At 62.3% G+C, this 15,059-nt stretch carries 16 protein-coding genes; 5 read left to right on the forward strand and 11 right to left on the reverse strand.

Going from position 1 to position 15,059, the window contains the following annotated elements; all coding sequences use genetic code 11:
• Positions 1 to 122 precede the first annotated feature (122 nt).
• From ABXR19_RS19525 to ABXR19_RS19575, 11 genes are all read right to left on the reverse strand, one after another.
• Positions 123 to 314, reverse strand: a complete 192-nt coding sequence (locus ABXR19_RS19525; RefSeq protein ID WP_354602839.1) for a hypothetical protein — start codon at positions 312 to 314, stop codon at positions 123 to 125.
• A gap of 303 nt (positions 315 to 617) precedes the next feature.
• Positions 618 to 2,504, reverse strand: a complete 1,887-nt coding sequence (locus tag ABXR19_RS19530) for a glycosyl hydrolase family 28 protein (RefSeq protein WP_354602840.1) — start codon at positions 2,502 to 2,504, stop codon at positions 618 to 620.
• Positions 2,505 to 2,563: 59 nt separating this feature from the next.
• Complete coding sequence (locus ABXR19_RS19535; RefSeq protein ID WP_354602841.1) at positions 2,564 to 2,932, reverse strand: YajD family HNH nuclease; 369 nt, start codon at positions 2,930 to 2,932, stop codon at positions 2,564 to 2,566.
• A 195-nt stretch (positions 2,933 to 3,127) separates the two neighbouring features.
• Positions 3,128 to 3,736, reverse strand: a complete 609-nt coding sequence (locus ABXR19_RS19540; protein ID WP_354602842.1) for a DUF3299 domain-containing protein — start codon at positions 3,734 to 3,736, stop codon at positions 3,128 to 3,130.
• Positions 3,726 to 4,286 carry a gamma carbonic anhydrase family protein gene (locus ABXR19_RS19545; RefSeq protein ID WP_354602843.1) on the reverse strand — a complete coding sequence of 187 codons (561 nt, stop codon included), beginning with the start codon at positions 4,284 to 4,286 and terminating at the stop codon, positions 3,726 to 3,728. Before ABXR19_RS19545 ends, ABXR19_RS19540 begins: the two co-directional genes overlap by 11 nt.
• Positions 4,228 to 4,539, reverse strand: coding sequence for a phosphoribosyl-AMP cyclohydrolase (locus ABXR19_RS19550; RefSeq protein ID WP_435594344.1), 312 nt, complete (start codon positions 4,537 to 4,539; stop codon positions 4,228 to 4,230). Before ABXR19_RS19550 ends, ABXR19_RS19545 begins: the two co-directional genes overlap by 59 nt.
• 31 nt (positions 4,540 to 4,570) lie before the next feature.
• A complete protein-coding gene (locus tag ABXR19_RS19555; RefSeq protein ID WP_354602845.1) occupies positions 4,571 to 5,836 on the reverse strand; it encodes an ABC transporter permease in 1,266 nt (421 codons plus the stop codon).
• Complete coding sequence (locus tag ABXR19_RS19560) at positions 5,833 to 6,537, reverse strand: ABC transporter ATP-binding protein (RefSeq protein WP_354602846.1); 705 nt, start codon at positions 6,535 to 6,537, stop codon at positions 5,833 to 5,835. Before ABXR19_RS19560 ends, ABXR19_RS19555 begins: the two co-directional genes overlap by 4 nt.
• Positions 6,534 to 7,070: a DUF2796 domain-containing protein gene (locus tag ABXR19_RS19565; protein WP_354602847.1), complete on the reverse strand. Its 537-nt coding sequence runs from the start codon at positions 7,068 to 7,070 to the stop codon at positions 6,534 to 6,536. Before ABXR19_RS19565 ends, ABXR19_RS19560 begins: the two co-directional genes overlap by 4 nt.
• A 259-nt stretch (positions 7,071 to 7,329) precedes the next feature.
• The gene (locus ABXR19_RS19570; RefSeq protein ID WP_354602848.1) at positions 7,330 to 8,445 is read right to left on the reverse strand and encodes an HD-GYP domain-containing protein; all 1,116 of its coding nucleotides are present in this window, start codon (positions 8,443 to 8,445) and stop codon (positions 7,330 to 7,332) included.
• A 56-nt stretch (positions 8,446 to 8,501) separates the two neighbouring features.
• On the reverse strand, positions 8,502 to 9,413 hold the full coding sequence (locus ABXR19_RS19575) for a DMT family transporter (protein WP_354602849.1): 912 nt from the start codon (positions 9,411 to 9,413) through the stop codon (positions 8,502 to 8,504).
• A 311-nt stretch (positions 9,414 to 9,724) separates the two neighbouring features.
• On the opposite strand from ABXR19_RS19575, the gene ABXR19_RS19580 reads away from it, so the two are divergent.
• The 5 genes from ABXR19_RS19580 to ABXR19_RS19600 all read left to right on the forward strand — a co-directional run bounded on the left by ABXR19_RS19580 (position 9,725) and on the right by ABXR19_RS19600 (position 14,875).
• Complete coding sequence (locus tag ABXR19_RS19580; protein ID WP_354602850.1) at positions 9,725 to 10,666, forward strand: glycoside hydrolase family 43 protein; 942 nt, start codon at positions 9,725 to 9,727, stop codon at positions 10,664 to 10,666.
• Between the two features lie 120 nt (positions 10,667 to 10,786).
• The gene (locus ABXR19_RS19585) at positions 10,787 to 12,841 is read left to right on the forward strand and encodes a transglycosylase domain-containing protein (RefSeq protein WP_354602851.1); all 2,055 of its coding nucleotides are present in this window, start codon (positions 10,787 to 10,789) and stop codon (positions 12,839 to 12,841) included.
• Positions 12,842 to 12,966: 125 nt separating this feature from the next.
• On the forward strand, positions 12,967 to 13,770 hold the full coding sequence (locus tag ABXR19_RS19590; RefSeq protein ID WP_354602852.1) for an alpha/beta hydrolase: 804 nt from the start codon (positions 12,967 to 12,969) through the stop codon (positions 13,768 to 13,770).
• A 163-nt stretch (positions 13,771 to 13,933) separates the two neighbouring features.
• Positions 13,934 to 14,278 carry a hypothetical protein gene (locus ABXR19_RS19595; protein WP_354602853.1) on the forward strand — a complete coding sequence of 115 codons (345 nt, stop codon included), beginning with the start codon at positions 13,934 to 13,936 and terminating at the stop codon, positions 14,276 to 14,278.
• A gap of 255 nt (positions 14,279 to 14,533) precedes the next feature.
• Complete coding sequence (locus ABXR19_RS19600) at positions 14,534 to 14,875, forward strand: GNAT family N-acetyltransferase (protein WP_354602854.1); 342 nt, start codon at positions 14,534 to 14,536, stop codon at positions 14,873 to 14,875.
• Positions 14,876 to 15,059 lie beyond the last annotated feature (184 nt).

Genomic DNA, 15,059 nt, shown 5'->3' on the forward strand with positions numbered 1-15,059 from the left:
CTCAGTGGTTTTTCGACAACTCCACTTTGGCACTTCGATGCCGTTGCAGGTAGGGGCGTCCATGTCATTACCCTACAAGGCTCAATTCGAGCAAACCGTCCGAGCCCACTAGTCCACGGTGCTTATTTACCTTTTTTTCCAGATGCAAACTCATAGAGCAAGCCCCCAACAAAACAGATAAGCACAATCGAAGCACCCAGATTTTCGCAAGAAGCTCCTTCGGGCAATAGCCAACAAACAACTCCAGCCAGAACGACGCCAACGATCAAACCAAGCGTTGCCGAAGAAAACAGAAGATCAAGAAAGAAATCCACGGTAGTCCCTGACCAAAAAATTTGGCAGAAATTTTGTGCTCTGATCTCGCCGGCGGCTGCCAGATCCGGCGAGAGGTGAAGTGAAGATTTCAGAGCACTATGGCGAACGCTTTCATACGCACAAAAAACAGGCTTTTCTATGTACGTCCTTAGACGTGTATAGAAAATGTCTGTTTTCTATACATTTCCCGCAAACGTGTATAGAAAATCGCCTGCCTGAAGATCCGCACCTAGATTGCCTATCAGGTCGGGCTGCCCGAAGAAGTCCGCCACAAGCGGCTCTTCAGGCAGGCCTGCTAATAACTACTTTCCGACCGGTTTCTGGATGTTTTCGAGCTTCAGGCCCGGGGCGTTCTTGATCGAGACGGCTTCGTCCTTGCCCTGATAGCCCTCGAAACGCACGTTGCGCAGTACGCCTTCCTTGAGGCCATCGATCTTGATCGAGGACGTATTGATCAGCAGCAGATCGTCCACCGTAATGCGCTCGTGAAAGGCCTGGGTCTTCATGTCGCCCTGCACTTCGAGGGCCTTGAAGTCGACGACCGCCAGCTCGCGTTTCGGTCCGCTGGGCACGGGCGTGGGCTTCCAGTCGGCGGTGAATTCCAGGCTGTTGTGACGGATCTGGATGTCCTGAAACGCGCCGGGCACTTTGGCGGCTTTGTAGTCGAGCAGCAGGTTGATGTCGGAGTATTCGAGGGTGAGGATGAAGCCTTCGCGCTGCAGATCGCGGTGGGCGTTGTCGCGATAGACGATGCGCCGGGCGCCGCCGCCGTTGATGTTGTTGCTCTTGCCGCGCAGACCGATCCAGGTGAGATTCGCCACATTGTCTTCGGCCAGGATGTCTTCGATCCAGGCGCCGGTGTGGCTGCCCAGCACGACCATGCCGTGGCCGCGGCGGGTGTAGTTATTGAAGATCCAGGCCTCGCGCTGCGGTTCCTGCCTGGCGGCTTCCTCGCCGGTGCCGGCGGCGAAGTTGATGCAGTCATCGCCCGTGTCGAAGAAGCTGTTGAAGACGGTGATCTGCTCGCTGTTGCCGAACTCCAGCCCATCGGCATTGTTCACGTCCCAGGTTTCGAGCTTGATGCCATTCACGGCGACATTGCGCCCTTCGAGCACCATGATGCCGTGGAAGGCCGGGTTCTGCCCGGTGATGCCGCCAATGTAGAGGTTTTCGACGCCGCGCAAGGTCATCAGACTGCTGCGGCGCTGGCTGTAGGCGGCGCCGAGTGGCAGGCCTTCCGCCTGGGCGGTTTTGACCTGATCTGCCGCGAGAATGCCGAACTTGCCGACCGAGGCGTTGGTGCCGAACTGGTATTGCGGCAGGATGCGGCCGGTCTCGTCCTGCAATTCGGGGGTGGCAGCGCGTTTCCAGCCGCTTCCGGTGATTGTGCCCTTGCCGACGATGCGGATGTTGCGGAAGGCGCCAGCCGTGCGCTGGCTGCGGTTCAGCGCATTGACCAAGGACGGCGGGCGCTGGGTAGTCGAATAAGTGTAGAGCGTGTAGCCGAGGCTGACCGGGTAATCCTCGGCGCGCTCGGAGCCGAGCAGGGTCGCGCCTTCGGTCACGTCCAGAGTCAGGTCACTCTTGAGGAAGAGCGCACCGCTCTTGAACACGCCCTTGGGGATGACGACCGTGCCGCCGGCCGGGCAGGCGGTGATGGTGTCCTGGATCGCGCCGGTGTTCAGGGTCTGGCCATCGCCGACCGCGCCGTGGGCGGTGATGTCACAGCGCGGCGAAGGCTTGGCGCTGCGCTGGGTAATGACTTTGCTGGGCGCGGAGAGCGAGCCATCGGCATGCACGGCACGGACGGAAAAACGATATTCGGTATCGGGCTTGAGGCCGTCAGCGGTGAAGTTGTGCTGATCAATCTTGACATGGCGCCCGGCCTTGTCGGCCGCGTGGAAGGCTTTCACGTAAGGCGCTGCCGGCGAGAACTTTGCCGCGTTCTCGCGCGCACTGCCGATGGCCTTGCCGTTCAGATAGATCTTGTAATCGACGACTTTGGCATAGTCAGCAGGCTTCTGCCAGACCAGGACGATGCTGTGATCGTCATACGCCAGCGCCGGCACGCGCAGGCCGGTCGGCGCGATGCCAACTGCGGCGGCGAGGCCTGGCAGGGCGAGGATGAAGGCGGCCAACAAGGCCTTGGGAGCGTGGGTGCAGATAGGCAAACGGCAGCAGTGCGACATGTCATCCTCCTGTTTTTTGTAGGCGGATGTTAAGGCCTGGCTGCGCGTCTGTCAGCCCGTCATTTTTTCAGCAAGCCTTTGAGGGCGGCGAAAGGGTTATGCGTTGCGGCCTCAAGGCCATTCTCGCCGCCGCCTTCACCGGAATCCGCCTCCAGATAGCGCGAGTGTTCGTTCTCATGGCAGTAGATGCACAGCAGTTCCCAGTTGCTGCCGTCCGGGGGATTGTTGTCGTGGTTGTGATCACGGTGGTGCACGGTGAGCTGCTGCAGATTCTCGCGGACGAATTCACGCGTGCAGCGACCGCAGATCCATGGATAGAGCTTGAGGGCGCGTTCGCGATAGCCCTGTTCGCGTTGATCAGCCGTGCGCCGCGCCTCGGCAACGATGCGATCCAGGCGGGCGGAATCGGGGGTTTTGCTGGTGGCCATGGTGATCCTGTAAAAAGTGCGGAGGGAGCGGCTTTTGCAGGATTGATTCTATAGAGTCAGTACGACGAAGTTTGGATTTTTGCACACACGCCGACGAACCTGACCCGGTTCGCAGCGCAGCCGAATCCACGGAGCTTGTCAGTGCGGGAGGGGCGGATATCGCGGATCCTGCTGCATCCAGGCTAACTTCAGACTTTACCTGTCAGGCATCTGGTACGGCTCGGTGCCCCGCCCCTGCATGCGGTAAGCGGTGGCGCCAAAGGGACTTTCGCCCTGCTCGATGTGCAGCGTTCCGCTGATCCAGAACGCCTCCATCATGCGGCCCTTGAAGGGCTTGTCCATCTTCACATGGATGGCCTGGTTGCTGGGCGGCGGCGGGGTGTGGATGCAGGCGCCGAAATAAGGAACCAGCAGAAACTCGCGCACCGTATTCCGATCGGCGTCCAGCGGCACCAGAAACCCGGCAATGCGCACGGCCTGCTTGTCCAACTCTGGCACGGTCGGCGCATTCTTCCAGGCATCTTGCAGCTTTTTCAGCAAGGCCGTTGCGCGCGGATCGCCATCGCGCATCCTGGCGATGTCCTCGCGCTTCACGCCGGCCATCGGATCCCATTCTGCCGGGGTCAGCTGATACCAGGTGAGCTCGCGATAGGCCGGTGTCGCCTTGCCGCCGGCCGGGGCAAGACGATCACCGAGCTTGAAGGGCGCATCGGCGGCGCAGGCCAGCGGCATGGCCATGAGCAAGAGCAGGCTGAGCACAAGGGGTTTGAGGGTGCGCACGCGGGCAGGCCGTTCAGAATTCATTCTGCAGGCGCTTGTAACCGGCGACCAGATCATTGTTGGTGCGCACCACGTCTTCCGAAAACTCGGCCGCCGAAGCCGTCACTCTAGGGATGCTGGCCAGATCGGTGCGGGCGTTGATATAGGTGGTGGAGGGCACGTAGAAGCCGGCCGGCAAGTCGCAGCCATCGACCACCGAGTTGTGGCGCACCACGCAACCGTCGCCGACCTTGCAGTTGAACACCACGCTGTTGAAGCCGATGAACACGCGCGTGCCAACCTCGCAGGGGCCGTGCACGATGCTGCGGTGGGCAATCGAGGTGTGCTCGCCAATGCTGACGGCCGCGCCTGATTTGGAGTGAATCACCACGCCATCCTGAATATTGGAATGCGCGCCGATCGTGATCGGCTCCATGCCGCCGGCTTCATTCACTTCATCGGCGCGGATCACGGCATACGGGCCGATGAAGACGTTTTCGCCGATCACGACCTTGCCGCAGATGATGGCGGTCGGGTCAACGAAGGCCGACTCGGCAATCACGGGCAGGTCGCCACTGGGATTCTTGCGGATCATGGAACGGATTCTCCGGGGTTTGAAAGGATGATGATTTCCTCACCCTGTACGGCATTGTAAAAGCAGGATGAGCGTCCGGTATGACAGGCTGAATTTGCGCAACACGCCGCAGGATCGCATCGCCATTGCCATCCAGACACGCCCCGATCAAATGCTGGCCTGCGCCGGAAGTTTCACCCTTGCGCCACAATATCTGGCGCGAACGGGACCAATGCGCCGGGTCGCCAGCGTTTCCTTCGCAGGTATCGCGCAGGGGCCGGGGCGCCGCACGTCGAAGCCCCCTGTCACCGCGGGCTCAAGCCATCCGCCAGCGAGATGCGGTAGGCCCGCCAGGCCGGCAACAGGCTGGCCAGCAATCCTGTAAGGAGTATCGCGCAGAGCCGCGCCCACTCTTGCTCGCCGGGCAGGCTGCCGGCCAGGCCAATGCCGAAGCGGCTCTGCAGCCATGCCCCACCCAGCCACACCGCCAGCTGCAGCAGAGCGAGCCCCAGCAGACAGCCGGCGAGCGTGATGCCCAGGCCTTCAATGAGCAGCAAGGCCAGCACTTCGCGCGGCCTTGCACCCACCGAGCGCAGGATCGCCAATTCACGCCGGCGCGCGTCCAGCCCGGCCAGGATCACCGCCATCAGCCCGGCCAGGCTCACCGCCGCCACCAGCGCCGAGACAGCCTGCAAGGCGCGCTCGCCGATGGCCAGCATCTGCCACAGCTGATCCAGCACCACGCCCGGCATCGCGGCGGTGAGCGCCTCGCCCGGTGCTTCGTTGAGTTCGCGCTGCAGGGCAAACACGTCGCTGCGGCGCTTCAGGCCAACGAGTTGGGCGGTAATGGTTTTGGGGCTGAGGTCGAACTTCTGCACCAGTTCCGGCGGCACCGAAAAGCCTGGCACCGGCATGCCGCCCTGCCAGTCGATGTGGATCGCCTCCATCGATTCCAGCGACACGTACACGCTGCGATCAACAGGGGTGCCGGTCGGGGCGAGAATGCCCACCACACGGAAAGGCTTGTCGGCGTGTTCGGCCAGTTCGAATTCGGGGCTACCGTGAGCCAGCACGATGCGCTGATCCAGCGTGTAGCCCAGCTTGCGCGCCACTTCCGCGCCGATCACGGCCTCAAACAGGCTGTCGAAGGCACGCCCCTGAGCCACCGCCAGGGAGAGTCCGTCACCATACTGATAATGCCGGAAATAGCCCGTATTGGTGCCGACCACGGCAAAGCCGCGATGGGCGTCGCCCAAGGAAATCGGGACGCTCCAGGCCACGGCCGGATGCGCGGCGATGCGCTGCGCCGAAGCCCAGCTCAGGTTCGGGGTCGCCTCGCCAAGCCGGAACACGCCGTAGAGCAGCAACTGCACGCTGCTACCGCGCGCGCCCACCACCAGATCGGTGCCGGAAAGCGCGCTGGAAAATCCGGCGCGGGCACCGGCGCGCAGGCGTTCCACGCCCAGCAGCAAGGCGGCGGCCAGGGCAATCGAGAGCAGCGTGAGGCCCAGTGCGTAGCGCCGGTTCCAGGCGCTGGCGAGTGCCAGACGGGCCAAAGTCAGCAGGTTCATGCTCGATCCCCGGCATTGAAATCACCCAGCGCCTGCACCCGGCTGAAATGCGCGGCCAGGCGCTGATCATGGCTGACGAAAATCAGGGTGCTGCCAGCCTCATTCGCCTCGCGCAGCAGCAGATCCAGAAAATCCTGCTGGCGTACGGCATCCAGTGCCGAGGTCGGTTCATCGGCGAGCAACAGTTCGGGCTGACCGATCAGAGCGCGGGCGGCCGCCACGCGCTGTTGCTGGCCGACTGAGAGGGCACCGACCGGGCGCAACCAGTCCGGCGCGAGCAGATCCAGATGTGACAACAGCCGCTCCGCCTCGGCCTGCAGCGAACTCGCGCCGCGCGCCAGCGCACGTTGCTGGCGACGCCGCGAGAAGCGACACGGTAGCAATACGTTATCGATGACAGAAAGGTAAGGCAGCAGATTGAACTGCTGGAAGATGTAGCCGATATGCTCGCCGCGCAGACGATCCCGCGCCGTGGCAGGCAGGCCATCGATGCGCTGACCGAGCAGATGCACCTCGCCGGCCGTCGGGCGCAGCACCCCCGCCAACAGGCTCAGCAGCGTGCTTTTGCCGGCTCCGCTGGGGCCGTGCAGGAACAGATGCTCGCCCGCCTGCAGCGCAAAGCGGGCGATGCTCAGGCAATCGCTCTGCTGCCCCGGCCAGCGCTGGCGCAGATCAAGCAGCTCGACCAGCGGGGTGCTCACCAGACGAGGCTACGCGACTTGGCCGAGAGCCTTGCCGCGCGCTGGGTCTTGCCGGCGACCAGCTGGGCGTTGATGAAGCGGATGCGCTTGAAACTGTCGAAAAGCCGCACCTCCACGTTCTTCAGCTCGGCGGGTTTGGCGCATTTGAAACGGTAGCTGGCGTCCAGATCGGCATGCTCATGATCCGTCCTGGCCGCTGCTGGCGCGGCCTTCTCGCCAAGCAATTCCGGGCTGATTGCATCAGCGCTCAGGGTCACGCCGAGCAGCGTGCAAGCCGCCGCGGCGGTCGGCACGAACAGCTTGTCACCCGCACGCAGCACCGCCGCCACCTCGCGCACCTTGGCGAAATCCTTCTCGTACTGCGGGATGCGCTCGAAACCGAGCAGGTTATCCAGCGGCGATTCCAGCGCCAGGCTCAGGACATCACCGTCCACACTCACTTCGAGTTCGGCCGTGCCGTGGCTGTGAGCCTTGGTGGCGTGGGCCGGTGCGGCGATGAACAGAGTAAGCAACAGTGGCAAGAGGACGCGCATGACAGAATCCTTTCGAGGCGAAGCAGAGTGAAGTAGCAGGATTGGAGCACGCGCGGGCGCCTATTGCAACAGTGTTGCGAATAAGCGCGCACTCGATCCCGGTCTATTTAACCGACGCTTGTAGACTGGCTTCTAACAAGTCTCTGCAACATGCCTGCCTGAAGACCCTTGGTGCATGCTGCTCTTCGGGCAGGCTACCGGTGGGGTCTGAAGTACAGCACGGCATCGACAAAACCAGCGTCTGCCGGGCCGGATCAACTTAAGCCGCGCCCCAGATCTGTTCGAAATTCACGCCGATCATGATCTTGTCGCGCGACAGTGCCATGCCGACCGCCGTGGCGGGATCGTTCGCGGTGTTGCGGAGCACCGGTTTGAGCATGGGCATGCCAGTTGCGTTGGTCAGCACGGCAACGAGGGGAGACTTGGCGGTCGCGCCGCGCTTGTAAACCACCCCGGTTTCACCGTTGACCAGACGTACGATAGCGCCGGGTGGGTAGATGCCGATTTCCTTGACCAGCATCGACGGGAAAGGATTCTTGCCGCCGTGGGCGAGCTTCATGAACACGGATTTGGTGGCCTCACTGGCGATCATCGGTTTGCGATGCTTGCGCGGGCTGACTTTGGCGGCAAACACGTCAGCCGTATGAAGCAGCATGGCCGCTTCGCTGGGGGTTTTAACCTTGCGCGGATAGCCGAGGCCATCCGGCGTTTCGTGGTGTTCCAGCACGGCACGCAACCACTCGTCATCATTCACGCCGCACATGATGAGCTGGCGGGCGCTGGCGGCGGGGTGATCGTCGATGAGCTTGCGCTGCTCGACTGACAGCGCGTCTCGCTGATTGCACAGGCGCAACTGCAGATCGAGCATGGAGATGTTCATGGTCAGCGCGGCGCAGGCCAGGCTGATGCGCTCGGCTTTTTCCCAGCGCGCCGCGCGCGCCACCAGATCGGCGACCAGTGCGGTGTGCAGGCAATGGGCAATCGGGTAGTTGCGCTGATCCAGCAGCATGATCGCGGCCAGTACCAGATCCGGGCTGCGTTCGGCCAGCAACATCACCTGCCGCGCCAGCCGCGCCACTTCGTCCTGCAACGTGCCATCGCGTGGCATGGCTTCCGACACATAGGCCAGATGCGCCTGCACGCTTTCCCACAGGGACAGGGCGTCATAGCGCGCCGGCACGTCGCTGGCTTCGTGCACACGGAATTCAGCGGCATCGACGAACATGCCGCGCTCGATCAGGGTGGCGATCTGGTCATCACGGTCGATCACGAAACCCTTGCGCAGCAGTAAGTGCCCACCGCTGTCATACACGTTCCAGGGCAATGGCTGATCCAGCTGCAATTGATTCGGCGCCAGCCGGTGCATTTCGGCCATAAGCACGCACTCCCATAGGTGCAGCGCGCCGGGCACTGCGTGTGTGGGTCTACGACTTATGAGGCAGGAAGTTGAGTTGGCCGGGTGGACAGGAAGATGCCCGCGATGATCAGCGCCATGCCGGCAAAGTGGTAGGCCTGTGGCGCCTCGCCCAGAAACAGGGCCGAGAGCAGCGGCGTGGCGACCGGCATCAGATGGATGAAAAGCCCGGCGCTGGCAGCGCCGACCCGGGCCACGGCGCGATTCCAGAATACGTAACCGAGAAAGGCCGGGAAGATGCCGGTATAGGCAATCCCGGCCAGCGCCGGCAGGGTGGCGTGAATGACGCGGCCCTGCGCCAGTTCCCACAGGTAAAAGGGCAGCAGGCCGAGCAGGCCGATGGCGGTCAGCAGGGCCAGCAACAGCATCGGTGCGAGGCCGGCCGGACGGCGTTGCAGCAGCAAGGTGTAGCCCGCCCACACGAAGACTGAAACCATGATCCACAGATCGCCGGGATTGAAGCTGAGCGTGGCCAGCCGCACCAGTTCGCCATGCGCCACGATCACCGTCACGCCGGCCAGCGAAACGCTGACGCCCAGGCTCTGCAAGGCATGCAGGCGCTTGCCGAGAAAGGCGCAGCCCAGACCGATGATCACGATGGGGATGAAGGAATTGAGCAGCACCCCGTTGGTCGCGGTGGTGGTCTGCAGGCCCAGATAGGCGAGGGTGTTGTAGCCGGTAATCCCCAGCAGACCCAGCGCCAGCAGGATCCGCCAGTGCGCGCGCAGCGCCGGCCAGGCCTCGGCACGATGCGGCCAGGCAAAGGGCAGCACGCAGGCCAGCGCGATCATCCAGCGCCAGAAGGCCAGTGCCACCGGCGGCACGTCACCGCGAAAACCGCGCCCGACCACCCAGTTGCCGGACCAGAACAGCACGGTCAGCACCAGCAGCAGCCAGGGGTTGTCGAGACGGGGGATACGGGAGCGCATGGGCGCAATGATAAGGGTTGAAGGCTGGGAGGTGGGCTGTCCGGAGAGCCGCGTCTGGTCTGGCTCCTGGCCGGGGGGTGCTGCAGAGGCCCGCGCGGCGCGGCTCTTCGGGCATGAGCAGGCCGCGGCCTGCGCCTCAGCCGCAAATCGTCAAAACTGTTTATTTTGATAATTCACTTTATAAATCAATCGCTTGTGAGCATTTTTTCTTGTGTGTTACCCGTAGCAGGATTAGCATCCCCGGCGTAGTTTTCATGCATAGCACATCATAAAAGAGCCGGCTCACTGGCTCATACAAAGGAGACAGCAGCATGCAGCACATCTTTCGCAAGGCATTCCTCGCGCTGGCGCTCGTCGGCACGGCACTGACGGCGTCTGCCGAACACTGGGCCCTGAGCGGCGACCTCGGCGTCCATGACCCGGCCATCATCAAGGAAGGCAATACCTGGTGGACCTTCTCCACCGGTGACGGCCTGCAGGTCCTGTACTCGGCCGACGGCAAGGCCTGGAATCGCGGCAGCAAGATTTTCAGTTCGCGTCCGAGCTGGTGGAAAACCTCCGTGCCCGCCCACACCGGTCTGGATGTGTGGGCACCGGATGTGGTCAATTACAACGGCAAGGTCTGGCTGTACTACTCGATCTCCAGCTTCGGCACCAATACCTCGGCCATCGGTTTGATGTCTGCCACCTCCATCGCCAAGGGCGACTGGAGCGACAAGGGCAAGGTCATCAGCACCAAGGCCGGCAGCAACGACTACAACGCCATCGATCCGAACCTGACGTTTGACGCCAGCGGCCAGCCTTATCTCGTCTTCGGCTCCTGGTTCTCCGGCATCAAGATCGTCAAGATCGACAAGAGCACGATGAAGCCGACCGGCTCGGTGTCAACGCTTGCCAAGCGCAGCGGCGGCATCGAAGGCCCGACGGTTTTCTATCGTGAAGGCTACTACTACCTCTTCGTGTCGATCGACAAGTGCTGCTCGGGCACGTCCAGCACCTACAAGACTGCCTACGGCCGCGCCACCAAGATCACCGGCCCGTATGTGGACAAGAACGGCAAGAAGATGACTGACGGCTACTCGACCGTGCTGGATGCCGGCAACGCGCGCTGGGTCGGCCCCGGCGGTCAGGACATCTACCGCGAAAACGGCTTCAGCATCATTGCCCGCCATGCTTACGACGCCACCGCCAACGGTGCGCCCAAGCTGCTGATCAGTGATCTGAAGTTCTCGGGCGGCTGGCCGACGTACTGAGTCAGTTGAAATCTGGGGAAGGGGGCGCTGCGGCGCCCTTTTTGCATTGTATTCGGCACATCCCCCAAGACCCGCCCCCCACCAGCCTCTCCAGCCTGCCTGCCCGCACAGCGCCACTTCATGGGCCTCACCAGCCACCCTTTGTGGGCAAGCAACATGGCGGCCGGGGCGGCGGTAGCGCACAATGGCGCCTCGTTTTTGATCCCCGATATGAAGTTGATTCGCGCCCTCCTCCTTTTTGCTTTGATCTGCCCGCTGGCTGCGCGGGCCGCACCTTTCGTGCTGCCCAGCTTCGAGCAGGTGCGCGCCGCGCACGTCAGCTCCGACGCAGTCCTGCTGGATCGCAACGGTCAGCCGCTGGCGGATTTGCGCCTCGATCCGACCATACGACGCCTCGACTGGGTACCACTGGCGACGCTGTCACCGGCCATGCGTGTAGCACTGCTGCGCGCGGAGGACCGGCGCTTTTTCCAGCACAAGGGCGTGGACTGGCTGGCCTTTGCCGGGGCGGCCTGGCAAAACCTCTGGTATGACGGCAAGCGCGGCGCGTCGACGCTGACCATGCAACTGGCCGGCCTGCTCGACCCGGCGCTGCGCATGCCGCCCAAGCGCGGCGAACGCCGCAGCTACACGCAGAAATGGGATCAGGGCGAGGCCGCGCTGCAACTCGAACGCAAATGGAGCAAGCCGCAGATTCTGGAGGCCTATCTTAATCTGGCGCCGTTTCGCGGCGATCTGCAGGGCGTCGGCGCGGCCAGCGAATTGCTCTTCGGTTTGCCGGCCAATAATCTGACGCCGCGCGAGGCAACCTTGCTCGCCGCCTTGCTGCGCGGGCCGAATGCCAAGCCCGCCAGAGTGGCGCAGCGCGCCTGCAAGCTTGCAGCGGTGCTCGAACAGGCGCGGCTATGCGCCGAGATCACGCGTCTGGCCAATGACCGCCTGGATGCACCGCGCAGCCCGCCGCGTTACAAGCTGGCGCCTCATCTGGCGCGGGGCCGCCTGCTGCAGCCGGGTCAGCGGGTGAGCACGCTGCTGGATGCCAATCTGCAAACTCGCCTGCTCTCTGCCTTGGTTTCGCTGAACGATGCACAGGCCGCTGCCGTGCTGCTGGATAACAGCAATGGCGAAGTGCTGGCCTGGGTCGGCGCCAGCTCTGCCGCCGCGCCCGACGGCGTGATCCTGCGCCGCAGCTTGTCCGACTGGGCCTGGCCGGCGATGGCGGCGCTGGCCATCGAGCAACGCCAATACACGGCGGCCAGCCCCTTGCCGCTGGGCTGGGCGGTCTTCGATGCACGCGATGCGTGGGCTGCCACGCCTGCCTGGCTGTCGCTGCGTCCGGCTTTACAAGCTCACCAGCCGGGCGCGCTGCTGTTCCTGCAGCACGTCAATGGCGGCGATGCCTGGCTGGAGCGCGTGCGCGGCCTCGGCTTTGCCTCCGCCGGGCTGGCTGCTCAGCCTGATGTGCCGGCAGACGCCAGCCTGCTGCAGCTGGCCGCGGCCTGGCGCAGCTTTGCCGCAGGAGGCCAATACCTGCCACCACGGACCTTCCCCAACGATCCGCTGACGCCACCGCATCGCGTATGGCGCAGCGAAACGGCCTTCATCCTGCAGGACCTGCTCGCCAGCCCCGCACCGGGAGCCTGGAGCGCCAGCTGGCAAAGCACCGCCAGTGAAGATGGCAGTGCCGTCATCGTCGGCAGTTCCGAACGCCATACCCTGGCCGTCGCAACCCGCACGGCCCAGCCACAAGTGGCCTGGCGCAGTCTGCTGGCTGCATTGGGAGCCGAATCGAAAGCACCCGTGGCGCCGGAAGGCGTCATCAATACGCAGCTGCGTTTTGAGCCGCCCGGCGAACCGGCGCGGCGTGAATGGTTTCTGCGCGGCACCGAACTGGAGCTGGTGAGCGTATTGCCCGGCGGGCAGCGAGCGCGCATCGGCTTCCCGGCGCGCGGTGAAAGCTACACTGTGGCGACAGGACTGGCCGAGCGCGACCGCTGGTCCCTCTCTGCCGACACCGCCGTGGCGCTGCGCTGGCAGCTCGATGGCAAACTGCTGGGTGAAGGCAGCCGTCTGGTGTGGATGCCCCAACCGGGACACCATCGCCTCGTCATCACCGACCCGGCCGAAGTGCCGCTCGACAGCATCGAATTCGACGTGCATGCTGGGGAGCAATGAACCGGGCTGAACCCGGCTTTGAATCAGGAAAGCGGATGGCCGGCCCGGTGATTTCAGGGCAAGCGGAGCTTGCCCTTCGGCATAGGATTTACGTTAGCCAACTGCACGACTACGAAACGAACCCCATGAAATTCGCTGCCAGCGCTACCCTTGAGCTCATCAATCGCCCCGCCACCGGAACGGCCCGCCCGACGCCGCTGCTCTTCCTGCATGGCGCCTACGCCGGCGCCTGGCTGTGGGACAAGCATTACCTGCCCTTCTTTGCCGAACGTGGCTGGAACACCAGCGCCTTCTCCTTTTCCGGCCACGGCAAGAGTCGGGGCACCGAACAGCTGAATACCCTGAGCATTCAGGATTACGTCGACGATCTGGCCGAAGTGGTCGCCGCCATGCCGGTGCGCCCGGTAATCATCGCGCATTCGATGGGAGGACTGGTGCTGCAGAAATATCTGGAAAGCGCTGAAATCCCCGCCGCCGTGCTGCTGTGCTCGGTGCCGCCACAAGGCCTGCTCGGCTCCACCATCAGCCTGCTGTTCTCGCGCCCGAACGTGTTGATGGATCTGAACCGCATCATGGGCGGCGGCGAGCCGCAGCTGGAAACCGTGCGCGAAGCCCTGTTTCATCAGGACGTGCCGCGCGCCGTGCTCAACGAATGCTATATGCACATGCAACCCGAATCGATGCGCGCCCTATGGGACATGAGCGGTTTCGACCTGCCGCGCCCGGCGCGCATGCGCCGCCCGCCGATGCTCGTGCTGGGCACCGAACACGACACCCTGATTCCGCCGCAACAAGTCGAACAAACCGCCAAGGCCCTCAGCCTGCCCTTCGAAATCCTGCCGAATCTGGGCCACGCCCTGATGCTGGAAAAGGACTGGCAAGCCGGCCCTGAACGCATCGCGGAGTGGCTGCTGGCGCAGGGGTTTTGAGGCTCAGGCCACGGCACCGAAAACAGTTTTCGTAGGGTGGGTTCGGAGCGCAGCGACAACCCACCGTCACGTATCGGGAAGGCTCATGGTGGCTTGCTTCGCGAACCCAGCCTACTTTCTATTACGCCGTACGCGGTCATATAAACCGAACATTGGAAAATACATGAAAGGAATTTATGTAAGCGCTGCGGTATCACTCATCTTGGCTGCAATGCCCGCTCAAGCTGAGAAGACATACACGCCAGAGCAGCTACGAAAGATGGTCCAGTCTGGCAAGTACCCGGCACAAGGTCCGTTAGCAAGAGAGGAAACAACAAGGATGAGTTGGGTAGATTGCTTAGCAAAAACAGAAGCGATCATTGGAGCTGTGACGCCAACATATCCATCAACAAAGCTGGTTGATACAAAAATCATGACGTCAACCAAAGTATGGGTCAATGATTCGGCGATGACCGTGAGTTGCTATGCAGATGGTCGTCTTCATCTAACCTCAGCTCCGTACAAATGAGAGCTAACCCAGCCACCAAGAGGATTGCCACAAGCTGCGCTTGTGATTCTTTCCACGCTTCGCTGTCCGACGTCCGCTTAGTGCTCATCTAGAGTCAGCTCAATGCGTAATCGCACAATCGCAGACTATAGAGAAGCCACTTTTATGAAGATTATTCGCCCGCAAGCGGCTCCGTGCGGGAAGGTGTTCGACATATGGATTACAGGATCATCACCGGACTGGCAACGGGCGGCAGTTGTTCAGCTAACTCGGTACATGGCACTAGAGACTGGGAATAGGCAAGATCTTGGTGAGCAAGCAACATCGTGGATTAAAAACCAAACGTCTGTCTTCGCCACAACAGATAAGGTTCTAGGAAAGGATGGGAACGAACGGGAATGTTTGGTTGGCATCGCAACATTCCACACGTTCCAACAAAATCCCGTTCTCTACCACTGCTACCTGCATCCTTTCTATCGAGGCAAAGGACTCATGGAACGTGTTTGGCGTGAGGTGCATGCCCGGTATCCAAGATTCGAACTTGAGCCTCCCCTCTCTCCTGCAATGTCACGATTCCTGAGCAAGGTTGACCATTCTCATGTACTTTCCTCAACGTGAAGAAATGAGCCAGATAAGGTGCGCACCGCGCACGCGGTACCTGATTTCGTACCCGCATATGACCATTCAACCGGCCCGGCGTTGATGATCCACCGGAATTCTGCGCAATGCGCATACATGGACGCCCCCGTTTGCAAAGCCAATCTTTTCATTGATGACGACTCACGGAGTCGATTGCAGCCAT

Source organism: Uliginosibacterium flavum (assembly GCF_040566545.1).
GTDB lineage: Bacteria > Pseudomonadota > Gammaproteobacteria > Burkholderiales > Rhodocyclaceae > Uliginosibacterium > Uliginosibacterium flavum.

What these genes read in the sequence shown, in the direction of transcription:
- ABXR19_RS19535 (WP_354602841.1), bottom strand. Translation starts at nt 2,932, where the DNA reads ATGGCCACCAGCAAAACCCCCGATTCCGCCCGCCTGGATCGCATCGTT.
- ABXR19_RS19530 (WP_354602840.1), bottom strand. Translation starts at nt 2,504, where the DNA reads ATGTCGCACTGCTGCCGTTTGCCTATCTGCACCCACGCTCCCAAGGCC.
- ABXR19_RS19580 (WP_354602850.1), top strand. Translation starts at nt 9,725, where the DNA reads ATGCAGCACATCTTTCGCAAGGCATTCCTCGCGCTGGCGCTCGTCGGC.
- ABXR19_RS19540 (WP_354602842.1), bottom strand. Translation starts at nt 3,736, where the DNA reads ATGAATTCTGAACGGCCTGCCCGCGTGCGCACCCTCAAACCCCTTGTG.
- ABXR19_RS19585 (WP_354602851.1), top strand. Translation starts at nt 10,787, where the DNA reads ATGGGCCTCACCAGCCACCCTTTGTGGGCAAGCAACATGGCGGCCGGG.
- ABXR19_RS19600 (WP_354602854.1), top strand. Translation starts at nt 14,534, where the DNA reads ATGGCACTAGAGACTGGGAATAGGCAAGATCTTGGTGAGCAAGCAACA.
- ABXR19_RS19570 (WP_354602848.1), bottom strand. Translation starts at nt 8,445, where the DNA reads ATGGCCGAAATGCACCGGCTGGCGCCGAATCAATTGCAGCTGGATCAG.
- ABXR19_RS19575 (WP_354602849.1), bottom strand. Translation starts at nt 9,413, where the DNA reads ATGCGCTCCCGTATCCCCCGTCTCGACAACCCCTGGCTGCTGCTGGTG.
- ABXR19_RS19590 (WP_354602852.1), top strand. Translation starts at nt 12,967, where the DNA reads ATGAAATTCGCTGCCAGCGCTACCCTTGAGCTCATCAATCGCCCCGCC.
- ABXR19_RS19545 (WP_354602843.1), bottom strand. Translation starts at nt 4,286, where the DNA reads ATGATCCGCAAGAATCCCAGTGGCGACCTGCCCGTGATTGCCGAGTCG.
- ABXR19_RS19555 (WP_354602845.1), bottom strand. Translation starts at nt 5,836, where the DNA reads ATGAACCTGCTGACTTTGGCCCGTCTGGCACTCGCCAGCGCCTGGAAC.
- ABXR19_RS19595 (WP_354602853.1), top strand. Translation starts at nt 13,934, where the DNA reads ATGAAAGGAATTTATGTAAGCGCTGCGGTATCACTCATCTTGGCTGCA.
- ABXR19_RS19565 (WP_354602847.1), bottom strand. Translation starts at nt 7,070, where the DNA reads ATGCGCGTCCTCTTGCCACTGTTGCTTACTCTGTTCATCGCCGCACCG.